At 57.9% G+C, this 18200-nt stretch carries 12 protein-coding genes; 8 read left to right on the top strand and 4 right to left on the bottom strand.

What is annotated here, in order from left to right; translation table 11 throughout:
• Window positions 1-27 precede the first annotated feature (27 nt).
• On the bottom strand, window positions 28-1947 hold the full coding sequence (sltY, locus tag ACCW76_RS10665) for a murein transglycosylase (RefSeq protein ID WP_436338514.1): 1920 nt from the start codon (window positions 1945-1947) through the stop codon (window positions 28-30).
• 256 nt (window positions 1948-2203) lie between these two features.
• On the opposite strand from sltY, the gene atzF reads away from it, so the two are divergent.
• From atzF to urtE, 8 genes are all read left to right on the top strand, one after another.
• The gene (gene atzF / locus ACCW76_RS10660; RefSeq protein WP_436338513.1) at window positions 2204-4000 is read left to right on the top strand and encodes an allophanate hydrolase; all 1797 of its coding nucleotides are present in this window, start codon (window positions 2204-2206) and stop codon (window positions 3998-4000) included.
• Between the two features lie 2 nt (window positions 4001-4002).
• Window positions 4003-7620 (top strand): urea carboxylase, encoded by a 3618-nt coding sequence (gene uca / locus ACCW76_RS10655; protein ID WP_436338512.1) that lies wholly within the window; start codon window positions 4003-4005, stop codon window positions 7618-7620.
• Window positions 7621-7629: 9 nt separating this feature from the next.
• Entirely contained in the window at window positions 7630-8328 is a 699-nt protein-coding gene (locus ACCW76_RS10650) for a GntR family transcriptional regulator (RefSeq protein ID WP_038649195.1), read from the top strand.
• 28 nt (window positions 8329-8356) lie between these two features.
• The gene (gene urtA / locus ACCW76_RS10645) at window positions 8357-9625 is read left to right on the top strand and encodes an urea ABC transporter substrate-binding protein (RefSeq protein ID WP_167139160.1); all 1269 of its coding nucleotides are present in this window, start codon (window positions 8357-8359) and stop codon (window positions 9623-9625) included.
• A 258-nt stretch (window positions 9626-9883) separates the two neighbouring features.
• The gene (gene urtB / locus ACCW76_RS10640; protein WP_436338511.1) at window positions 9884-11449 is read left to right on the top strand and encodes an urea ABC transporter permease subunit UrtB; all 1566 of its coding nucleotides are present in this window, start codon (window positions 9884-9886) and stop codon (window positions 11447-11449) included.
• Entirely contained in the window at window positions 11449-12525 is a 1077-nt protein-coding gene (gene urtC / locus ACCW76_RS10635) for an urea ABC transporter permease subunit UrtC (RefSeq protein ID WP_436338510.1), read from the top strand. The genes urtB and urtC overlap by 1 nt, the downstream gene beginning before the upstream one ends.
• Complete coding sequence (gene urtD, locus ACCW76_RS10630; RefSeq protein WP_034826215.1) at window positions 12518-13309, top strand: urea ABC transporter ATP-binding protein UrtD; 792 nt, start codon at window positions 12518-12520, stop codon at window positions 13307-13309. Before urtC ends, urtD begins: the two co-directional genes overlap by 8 nt.
• Before the next feature lies 1 nt (window position 13310).
• Window positions 13311-14009 carry an urea ABC transporter ATP-binding subunit UrtE gene (gene urtE, locus ACCW76_RS10625; RefSeq protein ID WP_038649204.1) on the top strand — a complete coding sequence of 233 codons (699 nt, stop codon included), beginning with the start codon at window positions 13311-13313 and terminating at the stop codon, window positions 14007-14009.
• 103 nt (window positions 14010-14112) lie between these two features.
• Here urtE and ACCW76_RS10620 read toward each other — a convergent pair whose 3' ends face one another.
• From ACCW76_RS10620 to fucP, 3 genes are all read right to left on the bottom strand, one after another.
• Complete coding sequence (locus ACCW76_RS10620) at window positions 14113-15699, bottom strand: methyl-accepting chemotaxis protein (RefSeq protein ID WP_436338509.1); 1587 nt, start codon at window positions 15697-15699, stop codon at window positions 14113-14115.
• A 163-nt stretch (window positions 15700-15862) separates the two neighbouring features.
• Window positions 15863-16876, bottom strand: a complete 1014-nt coding sequence (locus ACCW76_RS10615) for an aldose 1-epimerase family protein (protein ID WP_436338508.1) — start codon at window positions 16874-16876, stop codon at window positions 15863-15865.
• Window positions 16873-18198: an L-fucose:H+ symporter permease gene (fucP, locus tag ACCW76_RS10610; RefSeq protein WP_436338507.1), complete on the bottom strand. Its 1326-nt coding sequence runs from the start codon at window positions 18196-18198 to the stop codon at window positions 16873-16875. Before fucP ends, ACCW76_RS10615 begins: the two co-directional genes overlap by 4 nt.
• Window positions 18199-18200: the final 2 nt, after the last annotated feature.

Genomic DNA, 18200 nt, shown 5'->3' with positions numbered 1-18200 from the left:
ATTAGCGAGTACGGAAGCATAGCACAGCTAGTAACGGCGATTCCACTCGCCATCGGCGAGAATCTTATCCGGCTTGCCCATGAAGTAACGATAGTAGGCGTCATACGCCAGCACGTTTTTCACGTAGCCGCGTGTTTCCGAGAACGGAATGGTTTCGATGAATGCCACCGCATCCAGTTTGCCACCGCTGTTGTTCAACCAACTGCGCACCCTGCCCGGCCCGGCATTATACGCCGCCGAGGAGAAGATACGGTTCTGATCGAACTGCTGATAGACATACTCCAGATACTGCGTACCAATCTGGATATTGGTCTGCGGATCCAGCAGCTGGCTGCTGTTCACATAGCCGGGGATGTTGTACATCTTCACAGTATGCGCTGCTGTCGCTGGCATCACCTGCATCAAACCACTGGCACCAACCGGTGAACGCGCTTTCGGATTCCACGCACTCTCCTGGCGGGAGATCGCCATAGCATAGCTCTGCGGAATACCTTTATCGCTGGTGTATTGCTGATACAAATTGCGCCATGCCAGCGGGAAGCGCTCTTTCAGGCTATCCCACATTTTCGCGGTAATAGTGGCCTGCACACTGAGATCCCACCAGTCTTGCTCGTTGGCGTAACGCGCCAGCATCTGTTGCTGCGAATGGGTCTTACTAGAGATCAGATTGGCCCACTCACTGCGCGCCAGGTTATCCAGCCCCCAATACATCAGCTCACGCACGCGCGCCAGTTCGGGCCCCTGCACCACCGAGCTGTCTGCCGCCGGGGCCTGATCGATCTGCAATGGATATTCCACACCGAGACGTTGCGCCGCCACCATCGGGTAGAAGCCACGTGCCTGCATCAATTTACGCAGGATCTCATCGGCCTCGTCTTTACGACCCTGAGAGATCAGCAGATCGGCCTGCCAGTATTGCCACTCATCTTTCTCTTTGGCTTCTACTGGCAAACGCGCGATCCAGGTGTTCAGTCCACGACGATCGTTCTGACTCAGTGCCAGCCGCACACGCCGTTCCACCAGCGCAGTGGATTCACTGTTCATCACCACTGCATCACGCCAGCGCGCCTGCTCGGAAGTCAGATCCGCGCCCATCATGCGCCACACCACGGTTTCCTTGAGATCCTGCTCTTCCGCCGGGCTCATTTTCTGCGCCTGCACCAGTTGCGGGATCATCATGCGCGCATTATCCATGTCTTCACGCGCGACGCGGGCAAAGGCATAACTGGTGGCCATCCGAGTGAAATCGGTCGGACCGAGGCTGCTGGCAAACGTGGTGACGGTCTGCGGATTTTGCTGCAGCGCAATCAGCGCGCTGGAGGTGGTCTGGTAATCCGCCGGCAGCATTTTGGCCAGGTAATTGACCAGACTGTCGTTGCCAGCTTTCATCGCCAGGCGAATACGTTCGAGAATGGTAATCGGCGACATCTGTCCGGACGCTTGCCACACCGAGAACAGCTGATCGCAATCATTCGGTAACGCGGAACCGCGCAGCCAGATCGATTTCGCGCCATCAAACGCCACCTGCTGTTGGCCGGTAGCCCACTTGGCGTAATACCAGTTACAGCGCGCCTGCACCGGTTTTGGCTCATCCGGGCTGAAGCTCAATACGCCCTGCCAGTCCTGACGATGTGCCAGCACGTTGACGAAGCGTGTCGAGAGCGAACGCGCCGGTGGCAGCGTTGGATATTGCTGAATGAAATTCTTCACCGCCAGCGGCGTCTCTTGATCGAGATCCTGCGCCAGCAAACGGTATTGCAGATACGGATAGAGCGGATAATCCTGCAGCGTTGGCATCAGCTGCGAGACCTGGTCCATTTGATTGTTATCCCAGGCTTGTTTGATTTGCGCATAGCGCTGTCTTTGTTGATCCAGCGAGTCGGCCCACACGCTGCTGGCCGTGCTGACCAGACAGATCCCTATCATCCAGTTACGCCACTTCTCCACTCTGCTCTCCTCTCTGCTGCGATCCAGCTCATGCCAGACTTAACTCATGCTAACCAGGCCAACGGTCTCTTGCCATGTTCTTCACAAAATTTACGCAGGCGCACCGTGATTGCACACCGTCTGCGCTGTGACTGTGCAAATTATCATCACAAAATCTTATGTCATATCAATTAGCTACAACTATTCATTCACTTACAAAAATGGCACGCGCTTTGCTCTGTTGAATTCCATCTTGTATACCAGTTGGAATTCACTCATGGCAGCAACCTTCGGATACACGCTTCAGGATTGGCAACACCGCTATCAGCAGGACCCACAGTGCATCAGCACCTTGTTGGCAGCACACCTCGACGCCATCGACCAGCAGGATAACGCCTGGCTGTATGTCGCTTCGCCCGCTCAATTGCAGGCGCAAATTGAACCCTTGCTGGCCAGCTACTTGCGCAATCCCGCTGCACTGCCGCTGTTTGGCGTGCCGTTTGCGGTGAAAGACAATATCGATGTGGCAGGCTGGCCGACCAGTGCCGCCTGCCCGGCCTTAACCTACACGGCTGAAACCGATGCCTTTGTGGTCGCACAGCTCAAAGCAGCCGGTGCGGTGGTGATCGGCAAAACCAACCTCGACCAATACGCCACAGGGTTAGTCGGCACGCGTTCTCCGTTTGGCGCAGTGAGTAACACCTTTAACCCCGAATATGTGAGCGGCGGTTCCAGCTCCGGTTCTGCTTCGGTGCTGGCGCGCGGCCTGGTGGGCTTCTCGCTGGGCACCGATACCGCCGGTTCCGGTCGCGTCCCAGCAGGTTTTAACAACATCGTCGGTCTGAAACCGACCAAAGGCTGGTTCTCGGCCAGCGGCGTCGTGCCTGCTTGCCGTTTGAATGACACCATCTCCGTCTTCGCCCTGACCGTGGAAGATGCCTTCGCCGTTGCCACCGCTGCAGGCGGTTACGATGCCGGAGATGCCTACTCGCGCAGCAATCCGCACACCGCGCCTGCCAGCTTCAAGGCTCAACCTGATTTCGCCATTCCCGCCACGCCTGAATTCTTTGGTGATAAGCAGGCCGAAGCGGCGTGGTTGAGTGCCCTGGATCAACTGCAAGCGGGCGGCGCGACGCTGCATCCGATCGACTTCACCGCATTCCACCAACTGGCGGAACAGCTTTATTACGGCCCGTGGGTTGCCGAGCGCACTGTCGCTGTCGGTGAGATGATCAATCGCCCGGAAGAGATGGACCCGGTGGTGTACGGCATTGTCAGCAGTGGCCTGAAATACACCGCCGTCGAGGCTTATCAGGCGGAATACCTGCGCGCTGAGCTGACGCGTCAAATCCAGCAAACCCTGGCGCAGTTCGATGCGGTCGTGGTACCGACCTCGCCGACCATTCACACGCTGGAAGAGATGAAGCAGGAGCCGGTGCACTACAACTCGCAGTTTGGCACCTACACCAACTTCACTAACCTCGCTGACCTCAGCGCGCTGGCGCTGCCTGGCCCGTTCCGCGCTGATGGCCTGCCTGCTGGCATCACCCTGATTGCACCGGCCTGGCAAGATCGCGCATTAGCAGGCTTCGGCATTCAGTGGCAGCAGCAGATGGCGCTGACGTTAGGCGCTACCGGCAAAGCTCAGCCCTCTCAACACAGTGCCTTCCCGCTCTCTGCCGATCACGTACGCGTGGCAGTCGTCGGTGCGCACCTCACCGGCATGCCGCTGAATTTCCAGCTCACCACCCGTGATGCGGTGTGGGTAGAAGAGACGCAAACCGCCAGCCACTACCGTCTGTTTGCGCTGCTCGATGGCCCCATAAAGAAGCCCGGCCTGCTGCGCGGCGACAGCGGTGCCGCTATCACCGTGGAACTGTGGGATATCCCGCTGGCACGCTTTGGCGAATTCGTGGCGGAAATCCCGGCACCGCTCGGCATTGGCTCACTGACGCTGGCTGATGGCCGCGTGGTGAAAGGCTTTATCTGTGAACCGGCGGTGCTGTCGCAGGCGCTGGAAATTACCGAATTCGGCGGCTGGCGCAACTGGCTGGCCTCTCAGGGGAGTAAATAACCATGTTCAGCACCGTACTGATCGCTAACCGTGGCGAAATCGCCTGCCGTGCGATTCGCACCCTGAAACGTCTTGGTGTGAAGAGCGTCGCCGTTTACTCCGATGCCGACCGTAACGCGCGCCATGTCAAAGAAGCCGATGTGGCGATTGCGCTGGGTGGCGATAAAGCCAGCGACAGCTATCTGCGCATCGATAAGATTCTGGCCGCCGCCAAAGAGACCGGCGCGGAAGCCATCTGGCCGGGCTACGGCTTCCTCTCCGAAAGCCTGCCGTTTGCCGCCGCCTGTGAAGAAGCGGGGGTTGCTTTTGTTGGCCCGACGGCGCAGCAGATTGGCGAGTTTGGCCTGAAGCACCGCGCGCGTGAACTGGCGGCCAGCGCAGGTGTGCCGATGACGCCTGGCACACCGCTGCTCAACTCGCTGGAAGAGGCGCTCAGCGCGGCAGAAAACATCGGTTATCCGGTGATGCTGAAAAGCACGGCGGGCGGCGGCGGCATTGGCTTAACACGCTGTGACGATGCTGATGCGCTGCACAATGCGTGGGAGAGCGTACGTCGTCTCGGCGAACAATTCTTCAGTGATGCAGGCGTGTTCCTGGAGCGCTTTGTTGACCGCGCGCGCCATGTTGAAGTGCAGATTTTTGGTGACGGCAGCGGCAAAGTGATCGCCCTCGGTGAGCGTGACTGCTCATTGCAGCGTCGCAACCAGAAAGTGGTGGAAGAGACCCCGGCACCGAACCTGCCGCAGGCGACGCGTGAGGCGCTGCTTTCTTCGGCCGTGCGTCTGGGCGAGTTAGTGAGCTATCGCAGCGCCGGTACCGTGGAATACATCTACGACGCCGCACAGGATGCGTTCTATTTCCTCGAAGTGAACACCCGCTTGCAGGTTGAGCATCCAGTGACGGAGTGTGTCACCGGGCTCGATCTGGTGGAGTGCATGCTGCAAGTCGCCGCCGGTGATGCCATCGACTGGGCGCGACTGCAACAGGCACCCAAAGGCGCATCGATTGAAGTGCGTATCTACGCCGAAGATCCGCTGAAAAACTTCCAGCCAAGCCCCGGCACTCTGACCGGCGTCAGTTTCCCGGATGGCGTGCGTGTCGATGGCTGGATCGATACCGGCACCGAAGTCTCAGCGTTTTACGATCCGATGATTGCCAAACTGATCGTTCACGCCGACACGCGTGAGGCGGCGCTGGCGAAAATGCAGCAGGCGCTGGATGCCACGCAGCTGCACGGCATCGCCACCAACCTCGATTATCTGCGCCAGATTGTTGCCACCGAAGCGTTCAGCAGCGGCAAAGTCTGGACGCGTTTCCTCGACAGTTTTACGCCGTCTGCCAGCGTGATTGAAGTGCTGCAACCGGGTACCTTCAGCAGCATCCAGGATTTCCCTGGCCGCCTCGGCTATTGGGATATTGGCGTGCCGCCTTCTGGCCCGATGGATGACTTCGCTTTCCGCCTCGCAAACCGCATTGTCGGCAACCACGACAGCGCCGCCGGGCTGGAATTCACTCTGCAAGGCCCGACGCTGCGTTTCCACAGCGATGCGGTGATTGCGCTAACCGGCGCGGATTGCCCGGCAGAACTGGATGGCGCCAGCCTCAATTACTGGCAGCCAATCAGCGTCAAAGCAGGGCAAACCTTGACGCTGGGCCGCGCTCAGAGCGGTTGCCGCACTTATTTGGCGGTACGCAACGGTTTCGATGTGCCGGAATATCTTGGCAGCCGTTCAACCTTCTCACTCGGCCAGTTTGGCGGCCATGCCGGACGCACCCTGCGCGTCGCGGATATGCTGCCGATCTCTCAGCCGCTGCTGGCCGCCTGCACCACGCCCGCGCCGATCAGTGAACCGCAAGCGCTGGATCATGCGCTGGTGCCGCACTATGGCAGCGAATGGCGCATCGGCGTGCTGTACGGCCCGCACGGCGCACCGGATTTCTTCACCCAGGCTGCCATCGACGAGTTCTTTGCCAGCGACTGGCAGGTGCACTACAACTCCAACCGCCTCGGCGTACGTTTAGTCGGGCCAAAACCGACCTGGACGCGTGCCAACGGCGGCGAAGCCGGGCTGCACCCTTCTAATGTGCACGACTGCGAATACGCGATTGGCGCGGTGAACTTTACCGGTGACTTCCCGGTGATCCTGACCCATGACGGCCCGAGCCTCGGTGGCTTCGTCTGTCCGGTGACGATTGCCAAAGCGGAGCTGTGGAAAGTCGGTCAGGTAAAACCAGGCGACCGCATTCGCTTCCACCCGATCAGCGCTGACGAAGCGGTGGCGCTGGAGAAAGCGCAGGCGCACAGCGTGGAAACTCTGCGCAGCACTCATGCGCCAGCCTTTGAGGTGCCTTCACTGGCGGCCAGTAACATCGGCTCTGCTACCCTGCTGGCGGCATTACCTGCGACGTCCACCACGCCTGCTGCCGTGTATCGCCAGGCCGGGGATAAATACGTGCTGATTGAGTACGGCGATAACGTGCTGGATCTGGCGCTGCGTCTGCGTGTGCATCTGCTGATGAATGCGCTGCGTGAACGTGCGGTGCCTGGCGTGGAAGAGCTATCGCCTGGCGTGCGTTCATTGCAAGTGCGTTATGACAGCCTGATCCTCAGTCAAAAGCAGTTGATGAATCTGCTGCTGGAACTGGAAGCCGGACTCGGTGATGTCAGCCAGCTGAAGGTGCCGTCACGTATTGTCTGGATGCCAATGGCGTTTGAAGACAGCGCCACACTCGGTGCCGTCGAGCGTTACAAAGAAACCGTGCGGGCCACTGCGCCCTGGCTGCCAAACAACGTCGATTTTATCCAGCGTATTAATGGCCTCGAGAGTCGTGAAGCCGTCCGTGACACCCTTTTCGGCGCCAGCTATCTGATCCTCGGCTTGGGGGATGTCTATCTCGGTGCGCCTTGTGCAGTGCCGATCGATCCGCGTCATCGCCTGCTCAGTTCCAAATACAGCCCGGCACGTACCTTTACCGCCGAAGGCACGGTCGGTATTGGCGGGATGTACATGTGCATCTACGGCATGGATTCCCCAGGTGGCTATCAACTGGTGGGCCGCACGCTGCCAATCTGGAACAAATTCCTCAAGAACGACCAGTTCGCGGCGGATGAGCCATGGCTGCTGCACTTCTTCGATCAGGTGCGCTTCTATCCGGTGACCGAAGATGAACTCACTCAGCTACGCGATGACTTCCGCGAAGGGCGCGCCACGGTACGCATCGAAGAAACCCTGTTTGATTTCGCTGCCCACCAGCAATTCCTCGCTGAACACGCCGACTCGATTGCCGAATTCCGTCAGCGCCAGTCAGCCGCTTTCGAACAGGAAGTGACGCTGTGGGCGCAGGAAGAGCAGAACGCGCCGCTGACCAGTGAAGAGACGCTGATGGCCCCGGAAGCCGACGAAGATGCACTGGCGGTCTGTGCCGATATGAACGGCAACATCTGGAAAGTGCTGGTGCAGCCAGGTGACGCGGTGGAAGCCGGTCAGACGCTGATCATCGTCGAAGCAATGAAAATGGAACTGGCGATTGTCGCGCCGCAGGCCGGCACGGTGAAACGCATCGCCTGCCAGGCAGGACGTCCGGTGAGTCCGGGCGATACCTTGCTGTGGCTGGAATAAGGAATTCACATGAATCAAAGCCCACGTAGCAAAGGCCGCCCGGAAGCACTGGCGGAGAAGGTTTACCAGGCACTGAAACAAGACATTTTTGAGTTTCGTTTGATGCCCGGTGACCGCTTTAGCGAAAACGAAATCGCCGATCGGCTCGACGTGAGCCGCACGCCGGTGCGACAGGCGCTGTTCTGGCTGGAGCGCGAGGGCTATGTCGAAGTGTGGTTCCGCAGCGGCTGGCAGGTGAAGCCGTTCGACTTCGAATACTTCGAGGAACTGTACGACTTCCGCACCGTGCTGGAGCGCGAAGCAGTACGCCGCCTGTGCGCACTGCCGCCGCTGGCCTGTGCGGAGATACTGACCGAACTGAAAGGTTTCTGGATCGATGCGCCACGCCTTGAGGATGGCAAAGCGGTGTCGGCGCACGATGAAGCCTTTCACATGGCGCTGGTGGCCGCCGCTGGCAATCAGGAGATGGCACGCATCCACGCCGAACTGACCGAAAAAATCCGCATCATCCGTCGTCTCGACTTTACCCGTGACGACCGGGTAGATGCGACATACCGCGAACACGCTCAGATTTTACGGGCGATTTTCCAGCAAAAAACCGAGGAGGCACAACGCATTTTAACCGACCACATCGCTGTCAGTAAGGCAGAGGTCAGAAAGATCACATTGCATATGTTACAGCAGGCCCGGCTTCAACCCATTGAATAAAAACACTAACACATTTAGAGGGTTAACGATGAAAAGACGTTCGTTGCTAAAAGCTTTTGCGCTCTCCGCCACTGTGGCCAGTTTGGGCTTTACCTTTGGTGCCCAGGCCGCTGATACCATCAAAGTCGGCATCATGTCGTCGCTTTCCGGCACCATGGCGATCTCCGAGACGCCGCTGAAAGACGTGGCCCTGATGACCATTGATGAAATCAACGCTAAAGGCGGCGTGCTGGGCAAAAAGCTGGAACCGGTGGTGGTCGATCCGGCATCTAACTGGCCGCTGTTCGCGGAAAAAGCGCGCCAGCTGTTAACGCAGGATAAAGTCGCGGCTGTATTCGGTTGCTGGACCTCGGTATCACGTAAGTCGGTGCTGCCGGTGTTTGAAGAGCTGAACGGCCTGCTGTTCTATCCCGTGCAGTATGAAGGCGAAGAGATGTCGCCAAACGTGTTCTATACCGGTGCCGCCCCTAACCAGCAGGCGATTCCGGCGGTGGAATATCTGATGAGCGAAGACGGCGGCAGCGCCAAGCGCTTCTTCCTGCTGGGTACCGATTACGTCTACCCGCGCACCACCAACAAGATCCTGCGCGCCTTCCTGCACACCAAAGGCATTCAGGATAAAGACATTGAAGAGGTCTACACGCCGTTTGGCTACAGCGATTATCAGACCATCGTTTCTAACATCAAGAAGTTCTCTGCCGGTGGCAAAACTGCAGTGATCTCCACCATCAATGGTGACTCCAACGTGCCGTTCTACAAAGAGCTGGCTAACCAGGGCATCAAAGCCACGGATATTCCGGTAATCGCCTTCTCGGTTGGCGAGGAAGAACTGCGCGGGATTGATACCAAACCGCTGGTGGGTCAGTTAGCCGCATGGAACTACTTCGAATCGGTGGATAACCCAACTAACGCGAAATTCGTGGCGGATTACCGTGCTTATGCCAAAGCGCACAACCTGCCGAACGCAGGCACCGTGGTGACCAATGACCCGATGGAAGCGACCTATGTCGGCATCCATATGTGGGCGCAGGCGGTAGAAAAAGCGGGCACCACCGATGTGGACAAAGTACGTGCGGCGATGGCCGGACAGACCTTTAAAGCACCGGACGGCTTCACGCTGACCATGGATAAAACCAACCACCATCTGCATAAGCCAGTGATGATCGGTGAAGTGGAAGAGAACGGCCAGTTCAACGTGGTGTGGCAGACCGATAAAACGGTACGTGCCCAGCCGTGGAGCCCGTATATCGCTGGTAATGATAAGAAGCCGGATTATCCAGTGAAATCGACGAAGTAATGCCGTGGTCGCCTTCAAGGGCGACCCTACAAACTTCGCTCGGATAATGTCGAGGCGTCATTCATGACGTAATGACGCTCACTTAAGCCAATGAGTCCGTATTTAACCCGGCGTTCATGAATGCGTTCCCTATGAAAAGGCACCGGACAATGTAGGGGCGTCAATTAGGGTGGCCCTGCAAAATTTGCCCGGACAACGTAGGGTCGTCATTCATGGCGACCGTTTTCAACACTGCACCACCGTAACAGGACGATAACCATGATCCTCCGCCGTTATCTTTGCTGTCTGCTGCTGCTCCTGCCGTGGCTCGCCCAGGCGGGCGATGGCGCTGATTTCGCCGCCGCCAACCGCACTGAACAGGCCAATCTGCTGCAACAGTGGGCGGCCACTCCGCAAGCCAGCCGCTTGCCGCTGCTGCAGGCGCTGCGTAACGAAAGCATGGTCATCGACCAAAATAAACAGCCGTTCAGCAAGCAGGATGACAAACTCATTCCGCTGGACAGCGCACAACAGCCGACGGGTGAGACCAAAAAGCTGTTTATGAACAACCGGCTGCGCGTGTTAATCGCCAGCGCCCTCGCCGCCCACCAGCTGGTGAGCGATGATCCGGCTATCCGCCTGCGTGCCGCACAACAGTTGCAAAACGATGGAGCGGCCGATCAGTTGCCGCTGATCGAACAGCGCCTCGCCGTGGAAAAAGACACTCAGGTTCACGCCGTGCTCGCCATGGCCGCCGCCAACCTGCAACTGGCCAGCCCGGATGCCGCCGTACGCCTCAAAGCCGTCACGCTGCTCGGTGAATCCAGCGATCCTAATATGCAGGCCAGCCTCAATCGCTTAACGCAGGCCAGCAACGAACCCGATGCGCAGGTGCGCGCCGCGGCCACGGAGAGCCTGCAACAAATCAAACATCGCCTGATGTGGGGCGATCTGTTCGGTCAGGCGTTTACCGGCCTGTCACTCGGCTCGATCCTGCTGCTGGCTGCGCTGGGTCTGGCGATCACTTACGGCCTGCTTGGCGTGATCAACATGGCGCACGGTGAGATGCTGATGCTCGGCGCGTACGCCACCTGGTTTGTACAAAACCTGTTCCAGCAGTTCGCACCGCAGTGGCTGGCGTGGTATCCGCTGCTGGCGCTGCCTGTGGCATTCCTGATCACCGCAGGCATTGGCATGCTGCTGGAGCGCACCATCATTCGCCATTTATACGGCCGCCCGCTGGAAACCCTGCTCGCTACCTGGGGCATCAGCCTGATGCTGATCCAACTGGTGCGCATGCTGTTTGGCGCACAGAACCTGGAAGTGGCTAACCCAAGCTGGCTGTCTGCCGGCTGGCAAGTGCTGCCTAACCTGGTGCTGCCGTACAACCGTATTGCGGTGATTCTGTTTGTGTTTGCGGTACTCGGCCTCACCTGGCTGCTGCTCAACAAAACGCGTTTGGGCCTGAGCGTGCGCGCCGTGACGCAAAACCGTGCCATGGCCGATTGCTGCGGCGTACCAACCGGGCGCATCGATATGCTGGCGTTTGGGCTGGGTTCCGGCATTGCAGGACTGGGCGGTGTGGCGCTGTCGCAGCTCGGTAACGTCGGCCCGGAACTGGGCCAGGGTTACATCATCGACTCTTTCCTGGTGGTAGTGCTGGGCGGCGTAGGCCAACTGGCGGGGACTGTGGTTGCCGCCTTTGGTCTGGGCATCCTCAACAAAGTGCTGGAACCGCAGATTGGTGCGGTGCTGGGTAAAATCCTCATCCTCGTGCTGATCGTGCTGTTCATTCAGAAACGTCCACAGGGCCTGTTTGCCTTCAAAGGGAGGGTAATAGACTGATGAGCCAACCCCTGACGTTAACGCTGACGCGCAAAGCGCCGCGCCTCAGCATCAGCCTCGGCATCGTAATCACCTTGCTGCTGCTGGTGCTGCCGTTCTGCGCTCTGCTACCGGCCACGCATCCACTGGCGATCTCCACCTACACGCTGACCTTGATCGGCAAAATCCTCTGCTATGCGATTGTCGCGGTGGCGCTGGATCTGGTGTGGGGCTATGCCGGATTGCTGTCTCTTGGACACGGCCTGTTCTTCGCATTGGGCGGCTATGCGATGGGCATGTACCTGATGCGCCAGGCATCGGGCGAGGGCTTACCGGCCTTTATGTCGTTCCTGTCATGGAATGAGCTGCCGTGGTTCTGGGCGGGTACCCAGCACTTTGCCTGGGCGCTGTGTCTGATCATGCTGGTGCCGGGTTTGCTGGCGCTAGTGTTCGGCTACTTCGCCTTCCGCTCAAAAATCAAAGGCGTTTACTTCTCAATCATGACGCAGGCGCTGACCTACGCGGGCATGCTGCTGTTCTTCCGTAATGAAACGGGCTTTGGCGGTAACAACGGTTTTACCGGTTTCACCACCCTGCTCGGCTTTAACGTGACCGCCACCGGCACGCGTATTGGACTGTTTGTCGCCACCGTGCTGCTGTTGTTAATCAGCCTTGGCATTGGCTTCGCTCTGGCGCGCAGCAAACTTGGCCGGGTGCTGACCGCCGTGCGCGATGCAGAGAACCGTTTGATGTTTGTCGGTTACGACCCCAAAGGCTTCAAGCTGTTTGTCTGGACGCTGTCGGCAGTGTTGTGTGGTCTCGCGGGTGCGCTGTACGTGCCGCAGGTCGGCATTATCAATCCCAGTGAAATGTCGCCGACCAACTCGATTGAGGCAGCTATCTGGGTGGCACTCGGCGGGCGCGGCACCTTAATTGGCCCGCTTTTAGGGGCCGCGATTGTGAACGGAGCCAAAAGCTGGTTCACCGTGGCCTTCCCGGAATATTGGCTGTTCTTCCTCGGCCTGATGTTTATCCTCGTCACGCTGTTCCTGCCGCGTGGTGTGATTGGCCTGCTGCGCCGGAGGCGTGATGACTGAGCAACTGTTTACCCAACCCCATCCCGCCGATCGCCATCGCGATCAGAGTGATCCGGTGCTGCAACTGGAGAAGATCAATGTCTCCTTTGACGGCTTCCGCGCACTCACCGATCTGTCGCTGAAGATCGGCGTTGGCGAGCTGCGTTGTGTGATCGGCCCCAACGGCGCGGGCAAAACCACGCTGATGGATGTGATCACCGGCAAAACCCGTCCCGACAACGGGCAAGTGATCTATGACCAGGACACCGATCTCACCCGCATGTCGTCGGTGGAGATCGCTCGGGCCGGCATTGGCCGCAAGTTCCAGAAACCCACGGTGTTTGAAGCCTTAACGGTGTTTGAGAATCTGGAAATCGCGCTGAAAAACGATAAGTCGGTGTGGGCTAGCCTGCGTGCACGACTCAACGGCGAACAGCAGGATCGCATCGATGAGGTGCTAAAACTGCTGCGGCTGAGCGGTGAACGCCAGCGCAAAGCGGGCTTGCTGTCGCACGGTCAGAAGCAGTTTCTCGAAATCGGCATGTTGTTAGTGCAGGACCCGCATCTGCTACTGCTCGACGAGCCCGCGGCGGGTATGACCGACGCGGAAACCGAGTACACCGCCGAGCTGTTCCGCAGTCTGGCGGGCAAGCATTCGCTGATGGTGGTGGAACACGACATGGGTTTTGTCGAGACCATTGCCGATCACGTCACGGTGCTGCATCAGGGCCAGGTGCTGGCAGAGGGATCGTTACGCGAAGTGCAGGCGAACGATCGGGTCATCGACGTTTATCTGGGGCGCTAAGATGCTGCAAGTATCCGAACTGAATCAATATTATGGCGGCAGCCATATTCTGCGCGGTCTTTCGTTTGAGACGAAACCGGGCGAAATTACCTGCCTGCTGGGCCGCAACGGCGTGGGTAAAACCACGCTGCTGAAATGCCTGATGGGGCTAATCCCGGCAAAATCCGGCGAGATTCGCTGGCAGGATAAGGTGATCAACAGCCGTAAGCCGCACCAGCGTGTGCAGGCGGGTATTGCTTATGTGCCGCAGGGCCGTGAAATTTTCCCGCGCCTGACGGTGGAGGAGAATCTGCTGATGGGGCTGGCACGCTTCTCGGGATCGCAGTCCAAATCCGTGCCCGAGGAGATTTACCAGCTGTTTCCGGTGCTGCGCGAAATGAAGGCCCGACGTGGCGGCGATCTGTCCGGTGGGCAACAGCAGCAGCTGGCAATCGGTCGTGCTTTGGCATGCAAGCCGCAGCTGTTGATCCTTGACGAGCCGACCGAAGGGATCCAGCCGTCGGTGATCAAAGAGATCGGCGCGGTGATCCGTCAGTTAGCCCAGCGCGGTGATATGGCGATCCTGCTGGTTGAGCAGTTTTACGATTTCGCCGCCGAGCTGGCCGATCAGTATCTGGTAATGTCGCGTGGAGAGATCGTACAACGCGGCGCGGGATCCAATATGGAAGCAGAAGGCGTGCGCGGATTAGTGGCGATTTGACCGTAGGATGCGCATTCATGCGCACCTGAATGCCAGGACGCCATAAATGGCGCCCCTACGGCTCAATGCCTATCGCTATAGCGGCGCCATTTTTTGTGTGAAATTACTGAGCCGGTTTCGACTCCAGCTGGAACACGCTGATATTCTCCACCAGCGAGCCGACCTGCTGATTCAGCGCGCGCGCCGATTGAGCGGACTGCTGTGACAGCGTGGCGTTCTGCTGGGTGGCAGCATCCATATGCGTCACCGCCAGGTTCACCTGCTCAATACCCACGCTCTGCTCCGCGCTAGCGGATGAGATGTTCTCCATCAACTCGCACAGCTGCTTCACGCTCTCGACGATCTCCTGCATCGACGATCCCGCGCCTTTCACCAGCGTATTGCCCTGCGCAATCAAACTCACTGAACGATCGGTCAAACCACGAATATCACGCGCTGCGGAAGCCGATCGCTGGGCCAGCGCACGCACTTCCGAGGCCACCACCGCAAAGCCACGACCATCATTACCCGCACGCGCCGCTTCCACCGCCGCGTTAAGTGCCAGAATATTGGTCTGGAACGCAATGCCATCAATCACCGTCACGATCTCATTGATCTCACGTGAGAACTGGTGAATCTCGCCCATCGCCACCACCACTTTTTCCACCACTTCACCGCCATCACCGGCACGCTGGCGGGTATCACGCGCGATATCGCTGGCATGGCGTGCGTTCTCGGCATTGTTTTTCACCACGGAAGTCAGCTGCTCCATTGAGGCTGCGGTCTCTTCCAACGCACTGGCCTGCGCTTCGTTGCGTGCCGACAACTCGCGGCTGCCGTGTGCGACCTGATCGGTGGTATCGGCTATTGCCTCAGTCCCCGAACGCACACCGGTCACAATACGCGTCAGGTTATGATTCATATCACGCAGCGCCGCCATCAGCTGTGCGGTTTCATCACGTCCTGAGACCGCAATCTGGGCACGCAGATCCCCTGCCGCCACGGTCTTCGCTACGTTAATTGCCTGCTTCAACGGACGCGTGATGCTCTGCACCAGCCAGGCCGTAATGCACACGCCGACCAGCAAGATACAGCCCATCGCGATCAACAGCAGCATGCGGGTTTTCTGGTAATGGGCGAGGTTGTTGGCTTCGATCTCCTGATGCATCTGCTGCGCGCGTTTCAGCGTGGCAGCCACCAGATCGTCGATTTGCTGTGTCGGTGCACGGTCAATACCGGTGACCAGATGGTCAACGCGTGCCGCACTGTTAATATCGCTGATACTGTAGTTTTCCAGCGCCGCCAGATATTTGCTCTCCAGCCCTGCATGCACCGCGCGCGCCTGTTCCACGGGAGCATCAGGTAACCCCAGCGACGTCTGAATCTGGCTCAGCTTACTCAGCAGCGCCTGCGTTTGTTGGCTCTCTTTCAAAAACGCCTTTTTGTACTTATCGAAGGTCTCCTGCCCTTGGGTGCCGCGCAGCAGGGTATTTTTCCACTCCTGTACCTGTATCTTGAACTGCACCTGCGCACTGCGCGCGGTGTCGATGCTGTCGGCAATCAGCACTTCACGTGCCATCACGTCCTGATTGTTTTCCAGCGCCTGCATATTGACTTGCAGTCCGTGCAGTCCCATCAACAATGTGGCGAGCAACAGCAGCGTGGCGAGAAAACCCAGCCGCTGGCCAATTTTAAACTGATTGAGCTTCATAAATCTGAACCCTGGTAAAGAGAGAGGAGAACCAATGTGACGAATGTCGCAAGGGTTATCGTCCAACAGGGAGATGGGCTTTATACGATTGGCAAGGATATTGCGTGACAGTTTTGTGAATAGCGAAGCGGTAAAATTGAGGCGGCACTCAGGCCGCCTGCGATTAGAGAATTCCGGTCTCCACGCTGAAATGGCGCTGCTCGCCCGATGCCAGCTCAATCAAGGTTCCAGCACGCTGTGCCGCCTTAAATCCTTCTGGCCGACAAGTTGAGGGCAGCACGTAAGCCGCGACCTGCTGATCGTGATTGTGCAGCAGCCAGCGTGTGGCGTGGGGGAACTGTCGGCTATCGAAGCGCGTCATCAAGGCATAGCCTTCCGGGGCATGCAGTTCGAACTGCACCTCGTTGCCGTATTGCGGCAGATCATCGGCAAAGAACACGATTTCCGGATCGCACATCTCCGGTTGATCTAGCTGCTGTAATGCCTGGGGATCGCGCGCCAGCCGATCGGTGTACGCGGTCCACTGGGGCGTTGGTTTCACATGTGCCGGGATCGAGGTGCGTAACTTGAACGCATCCTGCGGGATCGACTGCTTAAAGCGGCCATTTGCCAGCCAGGCGCTGTTCAGGTGACACATGTACTGTAACGGCATCGGCGCGCCCGCCAGATTGGTGACGTTCATCTCAATCTGCAAGCGCGGCGCGTTAGCGTGCAACCGCACTGCTGGAGAAGCCAGATAGTGATGACCAAAACCTTTCACATATTCGGTTTCCCCTTCCAGAGAAACGCGATCTTGCTCCAGCACGATCCATGCGCTGTCCATACGCGCGCAGGCCATTTCACCGTGCAGTGGATGTTCGTCATCCGGCGCAGGACAGCCATTCGCCAGCAAGCCTGAATGGAAGGCAAAACAGCCGTAGGTATCGATAATTGAACTGCCCAGCAGCGGCTGTTTAAAGCTGTGTCCCATGGTGAGGGAATGCCCATCAAAGGTCGCCTCCCACACCATTTGACCGTAAAACGGCAGCACAATCACCGTGCCGCGCTGGTTGCTGATACGCACCGCTTCGACACCCGCCGCATAGCGAAACAACTCGACGTGGAAATACTCATTGTGCAACAGCGTGCTGGGCGTTTCATGAAACTGTTCACGTCTCAGCGGTAATCGGGTTTTCATGGCATCTCCTCAACCAAACGACCAGCCTGAATGGCCTGATTTTTATGGCGCAGCTCGCCCCAGAAATAGAACCCTACCCAGGCAAAGCACAACAGAGACACGCCAAACGCCAGCTGCATCGATCCCAGATGATCAGAGGCGAATCCCTGTATAGCCGGGATAAACGCCGCACCCACAATCGACATGACAATAAACGCGCCCGCCACTTCAGTGTACTTGTTATCCACTGTGGCTAACGTGCCTGCATAGATAGTGGCCCAGCAGGGTCCAAACAGCACACTGACAAACACTGCCGCGTACACGGTGGTAAAGTTTGGCACAAACATCACCCACGCGAGGGTGATCACGCCCAGAATCGAGTAGGCAATCAGCACTTTTTCCGCACGGAAGCGCGTCATCAGGAAGTTGGCGACAAACTTGCCGATAAAGAAGCAGATAAAGCTGTAAATCATAAAGTTAGAGGCGTGACGTTCGTTCGTTGCCCCCAGCGTCAATGCCAGACGAATGGTGAAGGACCACACCGCCACCTGCATCCCGACATAGAGGAATTGCGCCACGATGCCACGTTTGAAGTGACGATTACCCGCCAGATAGCGGAAGGTTTCACCCAGCGAGGGCAACGATTTCTCACTGGATTCCGGCTTGCAACGTGGGTAGCGGGTGAACAGAAACAGCAGCATCACCACCACTAACACCATCACCAGATATTTGTAGGGTTCCAGCGTGTGCTCCAGCATGCTAAGACGGAAAGCATGGGCCTGCTCTGGGTTCATGCCTGCCATCTGCGCATGCAGGCTTTCGCCATCCTGGAATACCAAATATTTACCCAGTACGATGCCCATCAGCGCACCGATCGGATAGAACGTCTGGCTGATGTTAAGACGTAGCGTGGCGTGATCGCGGTGACCAATCATCGAGCTATAGGTGTTGGCGGCCGTTTCGAGGAAGCTAAGACCAATGGCGATGGCGAAGATCGCCGCGAGGAACATGGTGTAAGTCGCCATATGTGACGCCGGATAGAACAGCACGCAACCGACGATATACAGCACCAGTCCCATCAAAATCGCCAGCTTGTAAGTGGCTTTACGGATCACCAGCGAGGCGGGAATCGCGATTAGGAAGTAGCCACCGTAAAACGCACTCTGCACCAGTGCACTGGCAAAATCGCTCAGCGCAAACACGCTTTTGAATTGCGTAATCAGGATATCGTTTAAGCTCGCGGCACAACCCCACAATGGGAACAGGCACGAGAGCAAAATGAACTGAAACAGTGGCGTCTTATTCAGATAGCCGTCAGGTTGCTGAACAATGTTCTGTTGCATGA

The organism is Pantoea sp. C8B4 (assembly GCF_051336905.1).
Taxonomy (GTDB): Bacteria; Pseudomonadota; Gammaproteobacteria; order Enterobacterales; family Enterobacteriaceae; genus Pantoea; species Pantoea rwandensis_B.
Note: the sequence above shows the minus strand (reverse complement) of the source record. Positions and strands in the feature narration are given on the sequence as shown.

Coding starts and splice junctions, on each gene's coding strand:
- atzF (WP_436338513.1), top strand. CDS start 2,204: ATGGCAGCAACCTTCGGATACACGCTTCAGGATTGGCAACACCGCTAT.
- uca (WP_436338512.1), top strand. CDS start 4,003: ATGTTCAGCACCGTACTGATCGCTAACCGTGGCGAAATCGCCTGCCGT.
- ACCW76_RS10650 (WP_038649195.1), top strand. CDS start 7,630: ATGAATCAAAGCCCACGTAGCAAAGGCCGCCCGGAAGCACTGGCGGAG.
- urtA (WP_167139160.1), top strand. CDS start 8,357: ATGAAAAGACGTTCGTTGCTAAAAGCTTTTGCGCTCTCCGCCACTGTG.
- urtB (WP_436338511.1), top strand. CDS start 9,884: ATGATCCTCCGCCGTTATCTTTGCTGTCTGCTGCTGCTCCTGCCGTGG.
- urtC (WP_436338510.1), top strand. CDS start 11,449: ATGAGCCAACCCCTGACGTTAACGCTGACGCGCAAAGCGCCGCGCCTC.
- urtD (WP_034826215.1), top strand. CDS start 12,518: ATGACTGAGCAACTGTTTACCCAACCCCATCCCGCCGATCGCCATCGC.
- urtE (WP_038649204.1), top strand. CDS start 13,311: ATGCTGCAAGTATCCGAACTGAATCAATATTATGGCGGCAGCCATATT.
- ACCW76_RS10620 (WP_436338509.1), bottom strand. CDS start 15,699: ATGAAGCTCAATCAGTTTAAAATTGGCCAGCGGCTGGGTTTTCTCGCC.
- ACCW76_RS10615 (WP_436338508.1), bottom strand. CDS start 16,876: ATGAAAACCCGATTACCGCTGAGACGTGAACAGTTTCATGAAACGCCC.
- fucP (WP_436338507.1), bottom strand. CDS start 18,198: ATGCAACAGAACATTGTTCAGCAACCTGACGGCTATCTGAATAAGACG.